The following is a 19,116-nucleotide window of genomic DNA, read 5'->3' as shown; positions in this document are numbered from 1 at the left end:
CGGCATGGCGCCCTGGCAGAAGGTGGCCACGCCACCGCGGCGCACGCGCCACTAGCCGGTGCGGTCTGATGGGTGGTTGACCCCGTCGCTGACCGGGATCACCCCAAGCGCGAACGGGTCGATGCCCTCCAGGCAGGCCACGTTGTAGCCGTACTGGTCGGGGTTGGAGCGGCGCCGGTGATGGGTGTAGATGCCGCACACCCCGCAGAAGTAGTGCTCGGCCACATGGGTGTTGAACTGGTACTTCTGCAGGTGATGCTGCCCGCGCACCACCTGCAGGCCCTGGCGGGGGACGCTGGCGGCGATGGCACCCCGGCGCCGGCACATCGAGCAGTCGCAGCGGCGCGGGTCGACGATGCCGTCCGGGAGGTCCAGCAACAGCTCGACCGTGCCGCAGTGGCAGGTGGCGCGGTGCTGGGGTTGGACCGGAACGCCGGCCACGGAAGTGATGCCCATCGTTGCTCCTGTGAGGTGAACCTGGCCGCATGGACCGCCGCAGACGGTGCGCCGCGGTCCCTGAACGGGCCGTAGATGCCACGGTGAACCCGCTTGTGGCTAACTATGCGGCTTCGGGACCGCGACAGGATGCCAGTGAGAGCCGCAGGACGTTGGATGACAGGAAGTGCCATGGCGCTGGCAGCGTTGTGGGTGACCGGGCTGCTGGCCTATCAGATGCCGGGGCCGGGCTGGCTGGCCAATGGCATTGCGGTGCTGTGGCTGCTGGTTGCGCTGTGGGCGTCGTGGCAGGTCGCGCGTGGCCGTGGCCATCGTCGCCTGGGCATGGCGTTCGGCGCGTCGCTGGCGCTGGCCGGCCTGTGGTGGCTGCTGCTCACCCCGCGCCAGGACCGCGTCTGGGCCGATGACGTGGCCCAGCGCCTGCACGTGGTGTCCTTCGACGGGCGCCACGTGGTGCTCGACAACGTGCGTGATTTCACCTGGCGCAGCGAGACCGACTACGACGCGCACTGGGTGCGCCGCGCGTACGACCTGGACCAACTCCGCTCGGCCGATCTGGTGCTGTCGTACTGGATGGGCCCGGCGATCGCCCACACCCTGATCTCGTTCGGTTTCGAGGATGGGCGCCACGTGGTGTTCTCGCTGGAGATCCGCAAGGAACGCGGCGAATCGTTCTCGGCGCTGGGCGGCTTCTTCCGCAAATTCGAGATGACCCTGGTGGCCGCGGAGGAGACCGACATCATCCGCACCCGCACCAACGCGCGTGGCGAGGATGTCTACCTGTACCGCCTGCACGGCATGGACCAGGCGCAACTGAAGCAACTGTTCGCCGCGTACATCGCGCAGGCGCGCGAACTGGATGCGAAGCCGGGCTTCTACAACACGCTCACCAGCAACTGCACCACCATCGTCTTCGATCTGGCCCGCCACATCGCGCCGCGCCTGCCGCTGGACTACCGCCTGCTGCTGTCCGGCTACCTGGCCGAATACGCTCAGGAGGTCGGCGCGCTCACGCCGGGCGTGCCTTATGCCGAACTGCATGACAAGGGCCGCATCACCCAGCGTGCGCTGGACCTGGGCAGCGGCGACCACTTCTCTACCGTGATCCGCCAGGGCGTGCCCGGCACCGAGCAGGACCCGCAGTAATGACCCGACTCTTCCTGATCCGCTGGCAGCGCGCGCTGCCGGTGTTGTTCGCCGCCTTCCTGCTGCTGGGCAGCAGCGGCTGCGCGATGGTGACTGTCAAGCAGGTGAAGTCCAGCGATTCGCTGGTGAACAAGCGCGCCGATGTGCTCAACACCGGCAAGCTCAGCCCGGCCGCGCGCGAGACGCTCAGTGCGGCGGGCCTGGATGAGTCGCAGTGCGAGAAGGACTTCCTGGTCTGCCGCAGCACGTTGTTGATGACCGATGACCTCAACGTCGAGCAGCGGCTGTCGGCGCTGTCCGAACTGTGGGTGAAGGCCGCGCTGGCGCTGACGCCGAAGAAGACCGCCGCTGGCGATCCGCCGATGAGCGATGCGGCGCTGGATGCCTGGCTGGAAGCCGCGCGTTATGCCTATGCCTACCTGTTCTACAGCGGCCGCTCGCCGTCCGACCGCGCCTTCGAAGACCGGCAGACGCAGGTGCGCGACTACTACAACTACGCCGCCGAGAAGGCGGCGGTGGTGCTGTTCGTGCGCGCGCGTGCAGCGGCACTGGCCGGCGAGGACTATACGAAGCCGATCTCGGTCGGCAGCTGGTCGCTGGCCTCCAACTACCAGCAGTTGAACCTGAAGAGCATTCCGGCGCAGCTGGTGCCGGCCGGCACGGTCAGCTTCGTCGGCCTGCGCAGCACCTATCGCCGCGATGGCTTCGGTGCCGAGCTGGTGATGGTGATGGACCCGCCCAAGCTGGTCGCGCCGGTGATCGCGGGCGATGGGCCGAAGGCGGAAACAGCGGCGGATGATGCCGACGACGAGCGCCGTGGCCGCCGCCATCGGCATGACGATTCGGTGCCGGAATTCAGCGAGATGTCCTCGATCAACGTCACCGCGCTGCTGCGTTTCGAAGGCAGCAGCCTGGAAGACGTGATGCGTACGCGCCGGGTTGAACTGGACGCCTATTCGCCGGAGGCCACCGAACGCATCACCCTGCACGGCGAACAGGTGCCGCTGGCCGGCAATTTCACCGCTGCCTACGGCCTGTGGCTGGCGCAGAGTGGCTTCGCCCGGCAGTCACTGCGCACCCTGTTCGGCATGAGTGAGGGCATCGGCGAACCGCACATCTACCTGATGCAGCCGTGGGACCCGAACCGCCGCATCATCTTCATGCTGCACGGCCTGGCCAGCAGCCCGGAAGCCTGGGTGAACCTGGCCAACGAGATCATGGGCGACCCCGAGCTGCGCCAGCAGTTCCAGGTGTGGCAGGTCTACTACCCGACCAACGCGCCGATCGCGCTGAACCGCTACGAGATCGCCAACGCGTTCAATGACACGCTCAAGCACTTCGACCCCAACGGCAGCACACGCGCATCGAAGGACATGGTCTATATCGGCCACAGCATGGGCGGCGTGCTCGCGCGGCTGTTGGTGAGCGACTCGGGTGATGTGCTGTGGGATGACCTGCTGGCCAACTATGACCTGAAGGGCGAGCGGCTGAAGCGGGTGCAGGCCAAGCTGGGGCCACTGCTGCATTTCAAGGCGCAGCCGAACGTGGAACGCGCGATCTTCATCGCCGCGCCGCACCAGGGCACGGATATCGCAGGCAACAAGGTCGGGCGGCTGATCGGGCGCCTGGTACGCCTGCCGCTGACCATTCTCGGCAAGTTCGAGGACGTGTTCATGGCGCTGGCACAGGCCGAGCAGCAGGTCGACGGCACCGCCAAGCCGAAGATTCCCAACAGCATCGACAACCTCAAGGCCAGCGATCCGTTCGTGAAGGCCGCCGCACAGCTGCCGATCGAAGCGGGCCTGAAGTACCACTCGATCATCGCCCAGCGCAAGCCGGAGCTGCCGGTGGAGAAGTCCGATGACGGGCTGGTGCCGTACTGGAGCGCGCATCTGCCGGGCGCGCTGTCGGAGAAGGTGATCATTTCCGGCCACAGCGTGCAGGAGACCCCGCAGGCCGTGCTGGAAGTGCGCCGCATCCTGCATCGGGATATCGATGATGTGGGAGCCGGTACACGGTAATGCCGGCCTCTGGCCGTCGCCATCATGGGATTCCCGCGTGCGCGGAGGTTGCCGGCCAGCGGCCGGCACTACCGGAATCCGGCGGCGCTACACCCGCCGCGCGATCACTGCGGCCAGCACCGCCAGACCGAAGGTGATGGCCAGGCACAGCAGGTAGCCGGTGTGCGGCGCGCTTTCCACGAACATGGCGAACAACGCGCCGGACACCGCCAGCGCGGTGGTCACCGACAACGCCTCGCTCAGCTGCAGCGCCGAGGTATTGGCACCCTGCTCATGCGGTGCTGACAGCGACAGGGTCAGCACCGACAGGCTGGCGTAGATCATGCCCATGCCGAAGCCGGTGACGGCCCAGCCGACCAGCGCGACCGGCAGCGGCATCGGGTTGAACAGCACCGACAGCGTTGCGGCGATGCCGAACGTCATCATCACCGTGCCAACGCGCAGCAGCTGCTGGCGTGACCAGCCACGCTGCTGGTGGCCCTGCAGCCATGAACCGGCGAACCAGCCCAGCGCACCGAGGCTGAGCACGGCGCCTGCCCAGCTGGGCGAGAGCCCGCGTTCGCGCTGCAGCAGCAGGGGCAGATAGGCCTCGCAGGCGAAGAACGCCGCTGCAGCAATGCCGCGCAACGCGATCACGCTGGGCAGGCCGCGGCGCAGGATCAGGGTTCCGGCCGGCAGCAGCCGATGCACGCAGAACAGCAGCGCCAGCATCGCCACGCCGATGCAGAGCAGGGCGGCCATGCCCTGTTGCTGGCCGCCGACGTAGAGCAGTAGTGCGGCCAGTGAGGCGCCAGAGGCCCAGCGCACCACGTTGCTGCGTTCGCCATCGTTGCAGACCGCAACGGGAGGTTGCATGCGCGCCAGTGCCGGGCGCAGCAGCAGTGCGGCCGGTATCGCCAGCAGTGGCACTGCCAGGAATACCCAGCGCCAGCCCAGGTGCTGCACCATCAGGCCACTCAACGCCGGGCCGACCATCGAGGGCACCACCCAGCCTGCGGAGAACGCCGCGAACACCTTCGGCCGCAGGTGTTCGGGGTAGCTGCGGCCGACCATCACGTACAGCGAGACCGAAATCGCGCCCGCGCCCAGGCCCTGCATCAGGCGCCCGGCCACCAGCATGCCCATGCGCGTCGCAAAGCCGGCCAGCAGCAGGCCCAGCACGAAGCAGCCCAGGCCGTACCAGAGTGGCCGCGCGGGGCCGTGGCGATCGGCCCAGCGCCCGGCCAGGGTCATGCCGATCACACTGGTGGCCAGGGTGCCGCCAAAGGCCAGTGCGTACAGGCGCAGTCCATCGAGTGCTTCGGCCACGGTGGGCATCGCGGCCGCGACGGCCAGTGCTTCGAAGGCGTGCAGCGCGACCAGAGCGACCATGCCGATGGTCGTGGCGCGGTAGCGCGCGGACAGGATCGAGCTCTCAGCCGGCAGGTGGGTGTCGGCGGGAGAGAGGGTCGGGGTCATACGGGTCAGGTGCAGGCCGCGCTTGTCAACGGGCGGCGAAGGTAGCAGCATGCCACCTCAACTGTAGTTGAGGTCAAGCAATGGCATCCCAGGAACTCAGCGTTGGCGAGGTCTCCCAGCGCAGTGGCGTGGCCGTTTCCGCACTGCATTTCTACGAGCGCAAGGGGCTGATCAGCAGCCTGCGCACCTCGGGCAACCAACGTCGTTACAGCCGGGACGTGCTGCGCCGGTTGGCGGTGATCCGCGTGGCGCAGCGGGTGGGCATGCCGCTGGAAGCAGTCGGCCGTGCCTTCGAAAGCCTGCCTGACGGACGCGCACCGACCAAAGCGGATTGGGCCAGGCTGTCCGCGCGCTGGCGCACCGAGCTGGAAGAGCGCATCCACATGCTGCAGCTGCTGCGCGACGAACTGACCGGCTGCATCGGTTGTGGCTGCCTGTCGCTGCAGCACTGCCGCCTGGCCAATCCCGGCGACGTCCTCGGCGAGCGCGGCGACGGCCCGATGCGCTGGGAGTGAGCGACAAAAAGGGGACGGAGGGGATTATGTCGTTTGTGCACTTGCGACTTAATCCCCTCCGTCCCCTTTTTCTTACCAGACCGTGATCGTCTCGCCGCTCTGGATGCCTTCCACCGCGCGCTGGAAGGCCAGTGCCGCGCGCTGTGCGCTTACCGCCTCGAAGCCCGGGAAGTAGGGGCCGTAGGCGGCCATCGATTCGATCAGTACGTTCGGGCTGACCACGTTGATGCGCAGGCCGCGCGGCAGCAGCTCCAGTGCGGCTGCGCGCACGAAGCCTTCCAGTGCGGCATTCACCGAGGTGGCGTTGACGCCGTCGCGGATCGGTTGTGCGCTGACGATGCCGCTGGTCAGGGTGATCGAGCCGCCGCTGTTGAGATGATGCTGCGCGGCCAGTGCCAGCCTCACCTGGCCCAGCAATTTGTCCTGCAGGCCGAGGTTGAACTGCGCCGGCGTCATCTGCTGCAGCGGGCCGAAGTGCAGCTTGCCGGCGGTGGAAATCACCGCATCGACCGGGCCGGTACGTGCGAACAGTTCGGCGACGCTGGCGTCATCGGTCAGGTCCACGCGCAGTTCGCCGCTGCTGCGGCCGGCGGCGAGAATCTGATGCTGTTGGCCGAGCTGGCGGGCGACTGCCTGGCCGAGGGTGCCGCTGGCACCAACGAGGAGGATCTTCATGGCCGTTCCTTGCGTAAGGGAGTGAGCGCAGTCTGCGCCCTCACAATGGGGTTAGGTAAGCGGCGTATGATTCGCAGATTCCTAACTAAGGATTAGTAATGGATACCCTTCGATGCATGCAGGCCTTCGTTGCCGTGGCCGAGCGTGGCAGCTTCGCCGGCGCCGCCGAACAGCTGCAGGTCTCGGCGGTGATGGTGGGCAAGTACATCCAGCAGCTGGAGGCGCATCTGGGTACCGCGCTGCTGCAACGGAACACCCGCCGCCAGCGCCTGACCGAAGCCGGCAGCGCCTATCTGGCCGGATGCCGGCAAGTGCTGGAGCAGGTGCAGCAGGCCGAGGCCGATGTGGCCGGTCTGCAGGTACAGCCGCGTGGCCTGCTGCGGGTCAGTGCGCCGACCACCTGGGGCAGCTGCGTGCTGGCGCCGCAGCTGGCCGGCCTGCTGCGCGCGCAGCCGCAGTTGAACATCGAACTGGATCTGAGCAACCGCCGTGTGGACCTGATCGAGGACGGCTTCGACGTGGCGATCCGGGTCGGGCCGTTGCCATCGCAGGAGGTGGTGGCGCGGCCGCTGCCGCCGTATGCGATGAGCCTGTGCGCGGCGCCGTCTTACCTGCGCAGGCGCGGCACGCCACGCACGCCGGCGGACCTGCAGGGGCATGATTGCCTGAGCCATCTTGCCTGGCGTGGTGGCCATGGCTGGCAGTTGGCCAACGGTGAACAGGTGGATTGGGAGGCGCGGCTGACCTGCAACGACGGGTTCGCGCTGCGCGAAGCCGCCGTGGCCGGGGCCGGGTTGGTGTTGCAGCCCACCGCGCTGTTGGCGGGGGAGATCGCAGCAGGGCGCCTGAAGCCGCTGCTGCGCGACTACCTGCCCGAACCGCGACCGATGCATCTGATCTACCTGCCGGATCGACGGCCGCGCCCGCGGCTGCAGTGCTTCGTGGATTTCGTCATGGCCACATTTGGGCAATGAGCATCCACGCCATGCGTGGATGATGGTAGGTGCCGACCGTTGGTCGGCACACATCGGGATCAATCATTCGCCGCAGACAATTCCTGCCCGCGCACCTGCGCAGCACGCAGCGCGTTGTCCACCAGCACTTCGAAACCTCCGGCCTGGAAGCTCTCGATCGCGGCCTGGGTGGTGCCGTTCGGCGAGGTCACACGGCGGCGGAGCTCGGCGGGGCTTTCGCCGGCTTCATCCAGCATGCGCGAGGCGCCCAGCAGGGTCTGCACCACCAGCGTGCGCGCGGCGTCGGCCGGCAGGCCCTGGGCAATGCCCGCCGCTTCCATCGCTTCGGCCAGCAGGAACACGTAGGCCGGCCCGCTGCCGGACACGGCAGTGACCGAATCCATCAGCGCCTCGCGCTCGATCCACACGGTACGGCCAGCACTGGCCAATACCTGTTCGGCCTGCGAGCGCTGCTGTGCATCCACCGACGGCGTGGCATACAGGCCGGTCACGCCGGCGCCGAGCAGGGCCGGCGTGTTGGGCATTGCACGCACCACCGGCAGGTTGCCGCCCAGCCAGCGTTCCAGCTGCGCGCTGGTGATGCCGGCGGCAATCGACACCACCAGTGGCCGGCTTGCCTGGGCCAGTGCCTGCAGCGACTGGCAGACCTCGCGCAGCACCTGTGGCTTCACCGCCAGCAGCCAGGTGCGGCCCTGTGCGGCGGCATCGGCGGCATTGTCGTGCACCTGCACGCCGAAATCGGTGGCCAGCGACTCGCGCAGTGCTGCAACCGGTTCGGCCACGTGGATGTGTGCGGCGGGCACGCCCTGGCGGATCAGGCCGGCGATCAGGCTGCGCGCCATGTTGCCGCCGCCGATGAAGGTGATGGAATCAGCTGTCATGAAACTCTCCTTGCAAGATCAGGCCGGGCGAGGACGCGCGCCGAACAGGGCGGTGCCGATGCGCACCAAAGTGGCGCCCTCGGCGATGGCGTCGGCGTAGTCGCTGCTCATGCCCATCGACAGCGTGTCGACCTGCGCGTGCTGGGCGGCCAGCGACTGGAAAAGTGTGCGCATGCGCACGAACGCATCCCGACGGCGTTCCGCCTCGGGCCATGGCGCGGGAATCGCCATCAGGCCACGCAGGCGCAGGGTGGGCTCGGCGGCAATCGCAGCGGCCAGCACCTCGACATCCTCCGGCGCACAGCCGTGCTTGCTGGATTCATCGTCGATGTTGACCTGGATCAGCACATTCAGCGGACCACGCGCTGCCGGGCGATGGCGCGCCAGCGCCGTCACCAGCTTGGGCCGGTCCACGCTCTGCACCCAATCGAAGTGGGTGGCCACGGCCTCGGCCTTGTTCGACTGCAGGTGGCCGATCAGGTGCCACTCCAGCGCCAGGTGCTGCAGCGCCTGCATCTTGGCCAGCGCTTCCTGCACATAGTTCTCGCCGAAGGCCTGCTGGCCCTGCGCGGCCAGCGCGGCCACGGCCTCGGCCGGTTGGGTCTTGGAAACGGCCAGCAGGCGCGGATCGGGCCGGCCGGCCGCCTCGGCGGCGGCATGCAGGTTGCTCAGGATCTGGGGCAGGGGAGTGGCCACGTAACGCGTTCCGTTGAATCAGGAGGCTATACTGCCGCCCGGGGAAAGATCCTTCCAGTCGAAGCCGTTATTGGGGAGTAGCCGCTCATGGATATCGCCGAACTGCTGGCGTTTTCCGTAAAGAACAAAGCGTCCGACCTGCACCTGTCCGCAGGCCTGCCGCCGATGATCCGCGTGGACGGCGACGTTCGCCGGATCAACATCCCGGCCCTGGACCACAAGCAGGTCCATGCGCTGGTGTACGACATCATGTCCGACAAGCAGCGCCGCGATTACGAGGAATTCCTCGAAGTGGACTTCTCCTTCGAGATCCCGTCGCTGGCGCGCTTCCGTGTGAACGCGTTCAACCAGAACCGTGGCGCCGGTGCGGTGTTCCGTACCATTCCGTCCGAGGTGCTCACCCTCGAGGACCTGGCCTGCCCGCCGCTGTTCCGCGAGGTGATCCAGCAGCCGCAGGGCCTGATCCTGGTGACCGGCCCGACCGGTTCGGGCAAGTCGACCACGCTGGCGGCGATGATCGACTACATCAACAAGAACGAATACGGCCACATCCTCACCGTCGAGGATCCGATCGAATTCGTGCACACCTCGCAGAAGTGCCTGATCAACCAGCGCGAAGTGCACCGCGATACGCATGGCTTCAACGAAGCGCTGCGCTCGGCACTGCGTGAGGACCCGGACATCATCCTGGTGGGCGAACTTCGCGACCTGGAAACCATCCGCCTGGCACTGACCGCCGCGGAAACCGGCCACCTGGTGTTCGGCACCCTGCACACCAGCTCGGCGGCCAAGACCATCGACCGCATCATCGACGTGTTCCCGGCCGGCGAAAAGCCGATGGTGCGTTCGATGCTGTCCGAGTCGCTGCGTGCGGTGATCTCGCAGGCGCTGCTGAAGAAGGTTGGCGGCGGTCGTACCGCAGCGTGGGAAATCATGGTCGGCACCCCGGCCATCCGCAACCTGATCCGCGAAGACAAGGTGGCGCAGATGTACTCGGCCATCCAGACCGGCCAGCAGTACGGCATGATGACCCTGGACCAGCACCTGCAGGACCTGGTCAAGCGCAGCCTGATCACCCGCAACCAGGCCCGCGAGTACGCCAAGGACAAGCGCCTGTTCGAGTAAGGCGGGACAACCACGGGCGGCGTGCACCAGTGCGGCGCCGTCCCCGTGCCGTTTCCTCCACCGACCGTTTCCTGGTACATGCCCTCTTGGGAGCCCGCCGTGAACAGCACCGCGACCACCATCGATTTCACTTCGTTCCTCAAGCTGATGGCGCACCAGCGCGCCTCGGACCTGTTCATCACGGCCGGCATGCCGCCGGCGATGAAGGTCAACGGCAAGATCTCGCCGATCACCCAGACCCCGCTCACGCCGCAGCAGAGCCGCGACCTGGTCCTCAACGTGATGACCCCGGCGCAGCGCGAGGAATTCGAGAAGACGCACGAATGCAACTTCGCCATCGGCCTGTCCGGCGTCGGCCGCTTCCGCGTCAGCTGCTTCTACCAGCGCAACCAGGTCGGCATGGTGCTGCGTCGCATCGAGACGCGCATTCCGACCGTGGAAGAACTGAGCCTGCCGCCGATCATCAAGACGCTGGCAATGACCAAGCGCGGCATCATCCTGTTCGTCGGCGCCACCGGTACCGGTAAATCGACCTCGCTGGCAGCGATGATCGGTTACCGCAACCAGAACTCGACCGGCCACATCATCACCATCGAAGACCCGATCGAGTTCGTGCACAAGCACGAGGGCTGCATCATCACCCAGCGCGAAGTCGGCATCGATACCGACAGCTGGGAAGCCGCGCTGAAGAACACCCTGCGCCAGGCGCCGGACGTGATCATGATCGGTGAGGTGCGTACCCGCGAAGGCATGGATCACGCCATCGCGTTCGCCGAAACCGGCCACCTGGTGCTGTGCACCCTGCATGCGAACAACGCCAACCAGGCGATGGACCGCATCGTCAACTTCTTCCCGGAAGACCGCCGCAACCAGCTGCTGATGGACCTGTCGCTGAATCTCAAGGGCGTGGTCGCGCAACAGCTGGTGCCATCGCCCGATGGCCGCTCGCGCAAGGTGGCGATGGAGATCCTGCTGGGCACGCCGCTGGTGCAGGACTACATCCGCGACGGCGAGATCCACAAGCTGAAGGAAGTGATGAAGGACTCGGTCCAGCTGGGCATGAAGACCTTCGACCAGAGCCTGTTCGAGCTGTACCAGGCCGGCGAGATCAGCTACGAGGACGCGCTGCGCTACGCCGATTCGCAGAACGAGGTGCGCCTGCGCATCAAGCTCAGCCAGGGCGGCGACGCACGTACCCTGTCGCAGGGGCTGGACGGCGTGGAGATCTCGGAGATCCGTTGACCTGGCCGGTATCGGTCGTGGCTGGATTGATGAATTCCGGTCATGACCGACTGCGGCCGGGCTGGCTCAATCCAGCGCCACGACAGGCGTATCGTCATCACTCCCCCTCTGGAGCACGACGATGCAGACACGCGAACTGGGCCGCAGTGGCCTGAAGGTCTCCGCCCTCGGCCTGGGCTGCATGGGCCTGACCCATGCCTACGGTCAGCCGGTGGAGCAGGGCCAGGGCATCGCCCTGCTGCAGGCCGCCGTCGAGCGCGGCGTGACCTTCTTCGACACCGCCGAGGTGTATGGTCCGTACACCAACGAAGACCTGCTCGGCCGGGCGCTGGCGCCCTACCGCGACAGGCTGGTGATTGCCACCAAGTTCGGATTCAAGGGCGCGCGCACCGATGACGGCCTGGACAGCCGCCCCGAGAATATCCGTGCCGTCGCCGAAGCCAGCCTCAAGCGCCTGCGCACCGACCATATCGACCTGTTCTACCAGCACCGCGTCGACCCGAACGTGCCGATCGAGGATGTGGCTGGCACCGTGCGCGACCTGATCGCCGAAGGCAAGGTCGGCCACTTCGGGCTGTCCGAGGCGAGCGCTGCCACCGTGCGCCGCGCGCATGCGGTGCAGCCGGTTGCCGCCGTGCAGAGTGAGTACTCGCTATGGTGGCGCGAACCGGAGCGCGAGTTGTTGCCGACGCTGCAGGAGCTGGGCATCGGCTTCGTGCCATTCAGCCCGCTTGGCCGCGGCTTCCTCACCGGCACGATCAATGCCGACACCACCTTCGATGCCAACGATTTCCGCAACAGCGTTCCGCGTTTCGAAGTGGAGGCGCGCCGCGCCAACCAGGCGCTGGTGGATCGCATCAGTACGATTGCCGCAGCACGAGGCGCGACGCCGGCGCAGGTGGCGCTGGCCTGGCTGCTGGCACAGGCGCCGTGGATCTTGCCGATCCCAGGCACCACCAAGATCCATCGCCTGGAAGAAAACCTGGGCGCGGCCGACCTGCAGCTGGCACCGGAGGAGCTGCAACGCATCGCACAGGCGCTGGACGAAGTGTCGATCGTCGGCGAGCGCTACAACGCGCAGCGTGCCGCCCAGGCCAAGGGCTGATCACCAGCTGGGTGCGGACCGTTGGTGGTGGGTGCGGACCGTTGGTCCGCACGCCTTGCCCCTCACCCCAGCGGCCCGCGCAGCGCATCAAGCACCGTGCGCATCGCCACGGTGACGTGGCGGCGCGACGGGTAGTACGCGTAGTAGCCATCGAAGTGCGGGCACCAGTCGTCCAGCACCGACTGCAGGCGGCCATCGTCCAGCATCGGCTGCACCTGGTCTTCCGGCAGCCAGGCCAGTCCGCTGCCGGCCAGCGCAGCGGCGCGGGTCATGCCCATGGTGTTGAACGTCCATTGCCCGCCAACGCGCACACTCAGTTCGTTGCCATCCTGGCCGAAATCCCACGGCATCAGTCCCCCATGCGTAGGCAGGCGCAGGGTCACGCAGTTGTGCTTGGCCAGGTCGTCCGGATGCTGCGGCACCACGTGCTGGCGGAAGTAGCTGGGTGCACCGACCACGCGCATGCGCAGCGGCGGGCTGATCGGCACCGCGACCATGTCGCGCGCCAGGCGCTCGCCGAGGCGGATGCCGATGTCGTAGCGCTCGGCGACGATGTCGGCCAGGCCGTAGTCGGTGGTCAGTTCCACCTTCAGGTCCGGATAACGCTGCAACAACGGCGCCAGCCGCGGCCAAGCGATGTACTCGGCGGCATGGCCGGTGGCATTGATGCGGATGGTGCCGGCCGGGCGTTCGCGGTACTCGGCCAGTGCGGCCAGCCCGTCCTCGATCTCGGCCAGGCGTGGGCCCAGGGTGTCGAGCAGGCGGGCACCGGCTTCGGTGGTCGATACGCTGCGGGTGGTACGGGTCAGCAGGCGCACGCCCAGGCGCTGTTCCAGGCCGCGCATGGCATGGCTGAGCGCGGACTGGGACACGCCCAGCTGGGCGGCGGCCCGGGTGAAGCTGCCCTCGCGGGCAACGTGGACGAAGGCCTGCAGGTCGTTGAGGTTTTCGCGGGGCATGCTGGAATGATACGGCCGGGCTGCGCCCGGCACCTGCCGAAGCAACGTCAACGGCCACGTCAACTTCAAAAACTGGCTATCCGTGAGATGGCGGGGTGGGCCCGGTTGAGGGGGACGCCGTAGACCCATCCATGGGGGCTTGGTCGCGGCATCCATGCCGCTCACACCCCCTCAACCGGACCCACCCCGCCTTCGACAGTTGGCTGCGGCCTGTCGGGCGAGGCGGGGTCGGACGTTTGGGTGTGTCGATTTCTGCGTCTGTGGTTCGTCGAATGAATGACTTCAACGGGAGCTGCACATGAGCACTGACACCAAGCCGAAAGGCCCGGCCTCGTATTTCCCCTCCATCGAGAAGACCTACGGGCAGCCGGTGGCGCACTGGTTCGGATTGCTGGCCGGGAAGAAGGGCCTGAAACACATGGAACTGGTCAGCTTCCTGAAGAGCGAGCATGGGTTGGGCCATGGCCATGCCAACGCGCTGGTGGCGCACCATCTGGCCGGCAGGGGCTGAGCAGCGGCGGGCCCGAGGCAGGGCGGGGCGCATTCAGCTGAACGATTTCATCTGCAACTGTCATGCAGATCGTGTCTAATACCGCTCCCCACCTGCTGTTCCCCCACCGCATGTCCCTTCCTTCCCATGGCCCCGCGCCGTGCGACGACGCTGACGGCCACCTGGTCACCGCCGGTCCGCTGACCCCGCCGCCCGACAGTGCTGGCACCACCGCCGACGAAAAAGCGCTGCGTCACTCGATCGCCGAGGACGTGCAGGGCATGGTGCTGGCCACGATGGTGGCCTCGCTGGGCCTGGCCATCTTCGCCAAGGGCGGGCTGATGATCGGCGGCATGGCGGGCATGGCCTTCCTGCTGCACTACGCGATGGGCTGGAACTTCGGCCTGGTGTTCGTGCTGGTCAACCTGCCGTTCTATTGGGTGGCGCTGCGGCGCATGGGCTGGGAATTCACCCTGAAGACCTTCGCTGCGGTCACCGCCTGTGGCGTGCTGACCGACCTGCTGCCGCGCTGGATCGACTTCTCGCACATCAACCCGCTGTATTCGGCGATCGTCGGTGGTGCGCTGTCAGGCCTGGGCATCCTGTTCTTCATCCGCCACCGCGCCAGCCTGGGCGGCATCGGCATCCTGGCGGTATACCTGCAGCGCACCCGAGGCTGGAGCGCCGGCAAGGTGCAGATGTCCTACGACGCCTGCCTGATGGTGGCCGCGTTCTTCGTGCTGTCGCCATCGAAGGTGCTGTACTCGGCCATCGGCGCGGTGGTGCTCAGCCTGGTGCTGATGTTCAACCACCGCCCCGGCCGTTACATGGGCGTGTGACCGTTCAACGGGGTTGCCGGCCAGCGGCCGGCACTACCGGCATCCACGCGCGGAGATCCCTCAGCGGACGGCGGCCTGCAACCACGGCGGCGACAGCGTCAGCAGCCGCGCATGCACCGGGCAATCCTCGGCGTGCGCGCCGGGCAGGTAGCCCAGGCTCATCAGGAACTCGCCGGTGATCTCGCCACCGGTGAAGCGGAAGGTCTTCTTGAACAGCTTCACCCAGTCGGCCTTGCTGCGCGGGTGATGCGCATCCAGCCACGCCGCGAAGCTGCCATGACTGGCCCGCAGCTGCTGGATCACCTGCGCGTTGTGGATGGCGGCCAGTACCTTCAGCCGGTTGCGGATGATGCCCGCGTCCGATAGCAGGCGCTCGATGTCCTGCTCGGCATAGGCCGCCACGCGGTCGACATCGAAGCCGTCATAGGCCGCGCGGAAGCCCTCGCGCTTTTTCAGGATCGTTTCCCAGCTCAGCCCGGCCTGGTTGATTTCCAGCACCAGCCGCTCGAACAGTTCGCCCTCGTCACGCTGCGGGAAGCCGTACTCGTTGGCGTGGTAGTAGTCGTGCACCGGATGGCCCGGGGCGATGAGGCAGTAGCCGCTCATGGGGAAGACTCGCTGGATTCGGGTTCGGGATCGATGGCCACTGCGGGGCGCCCACCGATGGACAGCATCGGCCAGCGCGGCGGTTCGAGAGTGAGTTTGCCATCACGCAGCGCCTGGTTGATCGCCTCGGCCTGGCCGCTGGCGGTGCCGAACAGCGAACCGGCCCGGCGCCAGTGGGTATCCCTGCCACGTGCGTACAGCACGCAGTCCGGCCCACGGATGGTGTACAGCTCGCACAGCAGCACTTCGCCGGTACCATCGCCGTCGAGGTCGCGATGCACGATCAGGCAGTCGCGCTCGCTCTGGGCGCAGGATTCGCCATCGATCACGCGCGTGGCCAGTGCCTGCCACCAGTCGTCCGGTGGCGAGCTGGATCCCTTGGCCAGCTTCAGCGCGCGCTGCAGGGCGACGACGTCCTGCGGCCCCTTGTCGAGGCGCTGGCCGTCATCCCAGCGCGAGGTACGTGCCAGCGCGGCAGCGATCACCTGTGGCGCGTTGGCATCGGCGGTGATGGCTGGATCACGCTGCAGCTCGCGCAGCGCCCGCACGCCGCGGTGGCCAAGATCGAAGCGCAGCACGTTGACGTCACTGCTGGTGATCGCGGGCGGGTCCGCACGCAGGCGCGCCAGCTGGCTGGACAGGGTCAGCCGCACCGGGTCCAGCAGCGGCGAGTTGCCCAGCAATGCCAGTGCCAGCACCGCCCAGCACATCCAGCGGTTGACCGGCTCCAGCATCTGCAACCAGCGGCGCTGCCGGCGCAGCACCGCCAGCGCGTAGCCCACGGCATAGCCGGCCACGGCCACTGCGACGAGTACCGCCCAGAACCGGTCCACGGTCCAGCCGTACTGCACCACGCGCAGCCCCAGTGCGTACAGCGCCAGTGCGGCGTAGACCGGCAGCGCCAGCAGGCTGGCTTCAACCAGACGGCGCAGCACGACGGGGTAGGGCGCGGTGTCGTCCCCCTGCTGGTAGACCGCATTGGTGAACGTCACCAGCAACAGCGACAGCACCAGCAGCAGGCTGGCGGCCGAGCGGGTCTTCCACAGCGGTTCCAGCCCGGTAAGCGGCAGGCTCAGCACGAACAATACGGCGATGAACGAGAGCAGCGGCAGCAGTCCGCGGCAGATCGCGAACAGCACCTGGCGGGTGATCTGGATCGCGCGGTGCTGGGTGCGCCCGATCAGCACGCCGAACCCGGCCAGGCTGCCGGTAGCCAGCGCAATGAAGGCATCCTGGCGGAACAGGTCGCGGAAGACGGTGACCTCCAGCAGCTGGAACAGCGCGGCCCACAGCCACAGCAGCAGCCAGGTCAGCCCGGTGAACAGTGCCGCCAGGGCGAGGGTCAAACCGTTCTGCCAGGCGCGCTCGAACAGCTCGGGGTAGCTGGCGCGCCAGTGCCCGTGCTGCAGCTGGAACTGCCACCAGGGCAGCACCACGAACACCGCCACGGCCATGCCCAGGGTCAGTGGAAACTGCAGCGCGCTCGACTCCAGCGCGGTCTCGCCAGTGAGGTTCCAGCCGATCCAGGCGGCCAGCGCCAGCACCACCGCCGAGCCGAGCACGGCCTGCAGCCACAGGCGGCGCTGGCCCAGCTCGACCAGGCTCAGCGCCACCGCGCTGGGAATGGCCAGCACCCAGGCGTACCAGCAGTAGCGCCAGCCGATATCGCGGAACGGCCACGCATCGGACAGTTCCTGCGCGGCATACAGCATCAGACCCTGCAGCAGGGCAATCAGGACGATGGCGCCGCGTGCCGGCAGGGTCAGGGGCGATGAAGACTGCATCGATGACCTTCCATGGCAAAGCACCATCCTAGCCCATCGCGGTTCGCCGCCTTTGCGCGACCATCCCGCCCCCAGCAGGTAGAATGGGACCATGCCTGTAACGCCGACCTCCCTCGCCGATCACCTCCTCGTCGCGCTGCCGTCGCTGCTCGACGCGACCTTTGCCCGCAGCGTCGCGCTGATCTGCCAGCACGACGAGAACGGGGCGATGGGCGTGCTGGTCAACCAGCCTTCCGAGTACACGCTGGGTGAAGTGCTTGCCCAGATGGACATCACCACCGGTGACGGCGACCTGCAGGCGCGCATGGTGCTCAACGGCGGCCCGGTGCATCCCGAGCGCGGCTTCGTCATCCATGACGACGCGCGCGCGTGGGATTCCAGCCTGATCGTGGGTGACGGCCTGTACCTGACCACTTCGCGCGACATCCTTGAAGCGATGGCGCGTGGCGAAGGCCCGGCCAATGCCGTGGTCACCCTCGGCTGTGCCGGTTGGGGCGCAGGGCAGCTGGAAAGCGAGCTGTCCGAGAACAGCTGGCTGACCGTGCCGGCCGATGCCGAGCTGGTGTTCCAGCTGCCACTGGAGCAGCGCTGGCAGGGTGCGGCCTCGCGCATCGGCGTGGACCTGTTCCGCCTGACCGACTACAGCGGCCATGTCTGAGCCGGCCACGCCCGTACCGGCTCCTGCTGCCCCGGCGATCCGCCGTGACGGCACCGTTCTGGGTTTCGACGTCGGCTCGCGGCGGATCGGCGTGGCCATCGGCAGTGCCTTCGCTGCGCATGCGCGCGCGGTGGCGGTGGTCGATGTGCACGGCAATGGCCCGGACTGGACCGCGATCGAACGCCTGCTCAAGGAATGGAAGCCCGACGGCCTGGTGGTCGGCGACCCGCTGACCCTGGACGGCCAGGACCAACCCAACCGCAAGCGCGCGCAGGGCTTCGCCCGCCAGCTGCGGGAACGTTTCAAGCTGCCGGTGGTGATGATCGACGAGCGTTCCAGCTCGGTCGAGGCCGCCCGCCGCTTCGCCGTCGAGCGCGCCGAAGGGCGCAAGCGCCGCCGTGATGCGGCCGCGCTCGATGCCGTGGCCGCGGCGGTGATCATCGACCGCTGGCTGTCGTCCCCCGACGACGCCACCCCCATTCCCTGACTGCCCGACACCGCCATGACCGCCCAGCAAATCGATGCCTCCGGACGCCTGCGCCACCTGCTGACCCTGGAGGGCCTGCCGCGCGGGACCCTGCTGCAGCTGCTTGACCGGGCAGGTCAGATCCGCGATGCCGCAGTCGGCCGCGTCGGCAACAAGCGCCACGTGCTGGCCGGTTCGGCGGTGTGCACGCTGTTCTTCGAGCCGTCCACGCGCACCCGCAGCTCATTCCAGCTGGCCGCGCAGCGCCTGGGCGCCGATGTGCTCAACTTCGATGCCTCGACCTCGTCCACCCGCAAGGGCGAAACCGCCTGCGATACGCTGCGCAACCTGGAAGCGATGGGCGTGCGCGGCTTCGTGGTGCGCCACCCGGAGGATGGCGCGGTAGCCGCACTGGCAGAAGCGGCGGGCGAGGGCACCGCACTGATCAACGCCGGTGACGGCCGCAGCGCGCACCCGACCCAGGGCCTGCTGGACATGCTGACCCTGCGCCAGGCCAAGGGCCCGGATTTCTCGAAGATGAAAGTGGTGATCGTCGGCGACGTGAAGCACTCGCGCGTGGCCCGCACCGACCTGCATGCGCTGCGCACGCTGGGCGTGGGTGAGATCCGCGTGTGCGGCCCGCAGTCGCTGCTGCCGGACGATGAGACCCTGAAGGGCTGCGTGGTCGGCGATGATTTCGACGCGATGCTGGAAGGCGTCGACGCGCTGATGATGCTGCGCCTGCAGCGCGAGCGCATGGAAGAAGGCCTGGTGCCGTCGCTGGAGCAGTACCACGCCCAGTACGGCCTGACCCGCGAGCGCCTGGCGCGCGCCGGCAAGGATGCCGCGGTGCTGCACCCGGGCCCGATCAACCGCGGCGTGGAAGTGACCGACGACGTGGCCGACGGCCCGCAGTCGTGGGTGCTGCGCCAGGTCGCCAACGGCGTCGCCGTGCGCATGGCCGTGCTGGAAACCCTGCTGGGCTGACCACCCGCTCTGGTAGGTGTCAACCTTGGTTGA

General features: G+C 67.6%; 20 protein-coding genes. 12 read left to right on the top strand and 8 right to left on the bottom strand.

All coding sequences use genetic code 11. The features are described from left to right. Nucleotides 1-51: 51 nt before the first annotated feature. Entirely contained in the window at nt 52-456 is a 405-nt protein-coding gene (locus tag ACUVWL_RS12440; RefSeq protein ID WP_014646209.1) for a GFA family protein, read from the bottom strand. 171 nt (nt 457-627) lie between these two features. Between ACUVWL_RS12440 and ACUVWL_RS12435 the strand changes: the two genes are divergently transcribed. Both ACUVWL_RS12435 and ACUVWL_RS12430 read left to right on the top strand, forming a co-directional pair. After that, nucleotides 628-1,602 carry an Lnb N-terminal periplasmic domain-containing protein gene (locus ACUVWL_RS12435; RefSeq protein ID WP_014646210.1) on the top strand — a complete coding sequence of 325 codons (975 nt, stop codon included), beginning with the start codon at nt 628-630 and terminating at the stop codon, nt 1,600-1,602. Continuing rightward, nucleotides 1,602-3,623, top strand: coding sequence for an esterase/lipase family protein (locus ACUVWL_RS12430; protein ID WP_014646211.1), 2,022 nt, complete (start codon nt 1,602-1,604; stop codon nt 3,621-3,623). The genes ACUVWL_RS12435 and ACUVWL_RS12430 overlap by 1 nt, the downstream gene beginning before the upstream one ends. Before the next feature lie 87 nt (nt 3,624-3,710). On the opposite strand, the gene ACUVWL_RS12425 is transcribed toward ACUVWL_RS12430, so the two are convergent. Next, complete coding sequence (locus tag ACUVWL_RS12425) at nt 3,711-5,132, bottom strand: MFS transporter (protein ID WP_445978390.1); 1,422 nt, start codon at nt 5,130-5,132, stop codon at nt 3,711-3,713. A 29-nt stretch (nt 5,133-5,161) separates the two neighbouring features. Between ACUVWL_RS12425 and soxR the strand changes: the two genes are divergently transcribed. After that, nucleotides 5,162-5,596 carry a redox-sensitive transcriptional activator SoxR gene (gene soxR / locus ACUVWL_RS12420; protein ID WP_021202603.1) on the top strand — a complete coding sequence of 145 codons (435 nt, stop codon included), beginning with the start codon at nt 5,162-5,164 and terminating at the stop codon, nt 5,594-5,596. 72 nt (nt 5,597-5,668) lie between these two features. Here the strand turns inward: soxR and ACUVWL_RS12415 are convergent, their stop codons facing one another. Further along, a complete protein-coding gene (locus ACUVWL_RS12415) occupies nt 5,669-6,271 on the bottom strand; it encodes a short chain dehydrogenase (RefSeq protein ID WP_014646214.1) in 603 nt (200 codons plus the stop codon). A 98-nt stretch (nt 6,272-6,369) separates the two neighbouring features. Between ACUVWL_RS12415 and ACUVWL_RS12410 the strand changes: the two genes are divergently transcribed. Further along, nucleotides 6,370-7,245: a LysR family transcriptional regulator gene (locus ACUVWL_RS12410; RefSeq protein WP_014646215.1), complete on the top strand. Its 876-nt coding sequence runs from the start codon at nt 6,370-6,372 to the stop codon at nt 7,243-7,245. A 59-nt stretch (nt 7,246-7,304) separates the two neighbouring features. On the opposite strand, the gene proC is transcribed toward ACUVWL_RS12410, so the two are convergent. Next, nucleotides 7,305-8,126 (bottom strand): pyrroline-5-carboxylate reductase, encoded by an 822-nt coding sequence (gene proC / locus ACUVWL_RS12405; RefSeq protein ID WP_014646216.1) that lies wholly within the window; start codon nt 8,124-8,126, stop codon nt 7,305-7,307. Between the two features lie 18 nt (nt 8,127-8,144). Next, nucleotides 8,145-8,822 (bottom strand): YggS family pyridoxal phosphate-dependent enzyme, encoded by a 678-nt coding sequence (locus tag ACUVWL_RS12400; protein ID WP_032958502.1) that lies wholly within the window; start codon nt 8,820-8,822, stop codon nt 8,145-8,147. Nucleotides 8,823-8,909: 87 nt separating this feature from the next. Here ACUVWL_RS12400 and ACUVWL_RS12395 point away from each other — a divergent pair, with 87 nt between their 5' ends. The 3 genes from ACUVWL_RS12395 (at nt 8,910) to ACUVWL_RS12385 (ending at nt 12,294) form a co-directional block, all read left to right on the top strand. Next, the gene (locus tag ACUVWL_RS12395; protein ID WP_004147099.1) at nt 8,910-9,947 is read left to right on the top strand and encodes a type IV pilus twitching motility protein PilT; all 1,038 of its coding nucleotides are present in this window, start codon (nt 8,910-8,912) and stop codon (nt 9,945-9,947) included. Nucleotides 9,948-10,094: 147 nt separating this feature from the next. Continuing rightward, complete coding sequence (locus tag ACUVWL_RS12390; RefSeq protein ID WP_043033789.1) at nt 10,095-11,189, top strand: PilT/PilU family type 4a pilus ATPase; 1,095 nt, start codon at nt 10,095-10,097, stop codon at nt 11,187-11,189. A 121-nt stretch (nt 11,190-11,310) separates the two neighbouring features. Beyond that, nucleotides 11,311-12,294, top strand: a complete 984-nt coding sequence (locus ACUVWL_RS12385; RefSeq protein ID WP_445978389.1) for an aldo/keto reductase — start codon at nt 11,311-11,313, stop codon at nt 12,292-12,294. 62 nt (nt 12,295-12,356) lie between these two features. On the opposite strand, the gene ACUVWL_RS12380 is transcribed toward ACUVWL_RS12385, so the two are convergent. Continuing rightward, nucleotides 12,357-13,253 (bottom strand): LysR family transcriptional regulator, encoded by an 897-nt coding sequence (locus ACUVWL_RS12380; protein ID WP_014646219.1) that lies wholly within the window; start codon nt 13,251-13,253, stop codon nt 12,357-12,359. Between the two features lie 298 nt (nt 13,254-13,551). On the opposite strand from ACUVWL_RS12380, the gene ACUVWL_RS12375 reads away from it, so the two are divergent. Together ACUVWL_RS12375 and ACUVWL_RS12370 are read left to right on the top strand one after the other, a co-directional pair. Beyond that, entirely contained in the window at nt 13,552-13,764 is a 213-nt protein-coding gene (locus tag ACUVWL_RS12375) for a DUF4287 domain-containing protein (protein WP_046429254.1), read from the top strand. Nucleotides 13,765-13,874: 110 nt separating this feature from the next. Further along, the gene (locus ACUVWL_RS12370) at nt 13,875-14,582 is read left to right on the top strand and encodes a YitT family protein (protein ID WP_014036228.1); all 708 of its coding nucleotides are present in this window, start codon (nt 13,875-13,877) and stop codon (nt 14,580-14,582) included. Nucleotides 14,583-14,642: 60 nt separating this feature from the next. Here ACUVWL_RS12370 and ACUVWL_RS12365 read toward each other — a convergent pair whose 3' ends face one another. Together ACUVWL_RS12365 and ACUVWL_RS12360 are read right to left on the bottom strand one after the other, a co-directional pair. Then, nucleotides 14,643-15,188 (bottom strand): DNA-3-methyladenine glycosylase I, encoded by a 546-nt coding sequence (locus tag ACUVWL_RS12365; RefSeq protein WP_111205534.1) that lies wholly within the window; start codon nt 15,186-15,188, stop codon nt 14,643-14,645. After that, complete coding sequence (locus tag ACUVWL_RS12360; RefSeq protein WP_445978388.1) at nt 15,185-16,972, bottom strand: DUF4153 domain-containing protein; 1,788 nt, start codon at nt 16,970-16,972, stop codon at nt 15,185-15,187. Before ACUVWL_RS12360 ends, ACUVWL_RS12365 begins: the two co-directional genes overlap by 4 nt. Nucleotides 16,973-17,063: 91 nt before the next feature. Between ACUVWL_RS12360 and ACUVWL_RS12355 the strand changes: the two genes are divergently transcribed. From ACUVWL_RS12355 to ACUVWL_RS12345, 3 genes are read left to right on the top strand one after another with little or no spacing between them, the layout of a single operon-like run. Next, nucleotides 17,064-17,630, top strand: coding sequence for a YqgE/AlgH family protein (locus tag ACUVWL_RS12355; protein ID WP_014646224.1), 567 nt, complete (start codon nt 17,064-17,066; stop codon nt 17,628-17,630). Further along, a complete protein-coding gene (ruvX, locus tag ACUVWL_RS12350) occupies nt 17,623-18,117 on the top strand; it encodes a Holliday junction resolvase RuvX (RefSeq protein WP_049440988.1) in 495 nt (164 codons plus the stop codon). The genes ACUVWL_RS12355 and ruvX overlap by 8 nt, the downstream gene beginning before the upstream one ends. 15 nt (nt 18,118-18,132) lie before the next feature. Next, the gene (locus ACUVWL_RS12345; RefSeq protein ID WP_014646226.1) at nt 18,133-19,083 is read left to right on the top strand and encodes an aspartate carbamoyltransferase catalytic subunit; all 951 of its coding nucleotides are present in this window, start codon (nt 18,133-18,135) and stop codon (nt 19,081-19,083) included. Nucleotides 19,084-19,116: the final 33 nt, after the last annotated feature.

The organism is Stenotrophomonas muris (assembly GCF_052751275.1).
The sequence above is the reverse complement of the archived record's forward strand: the minus strand, read 5'-3'. Positions and strand labels throughout refer to the sequence as shown.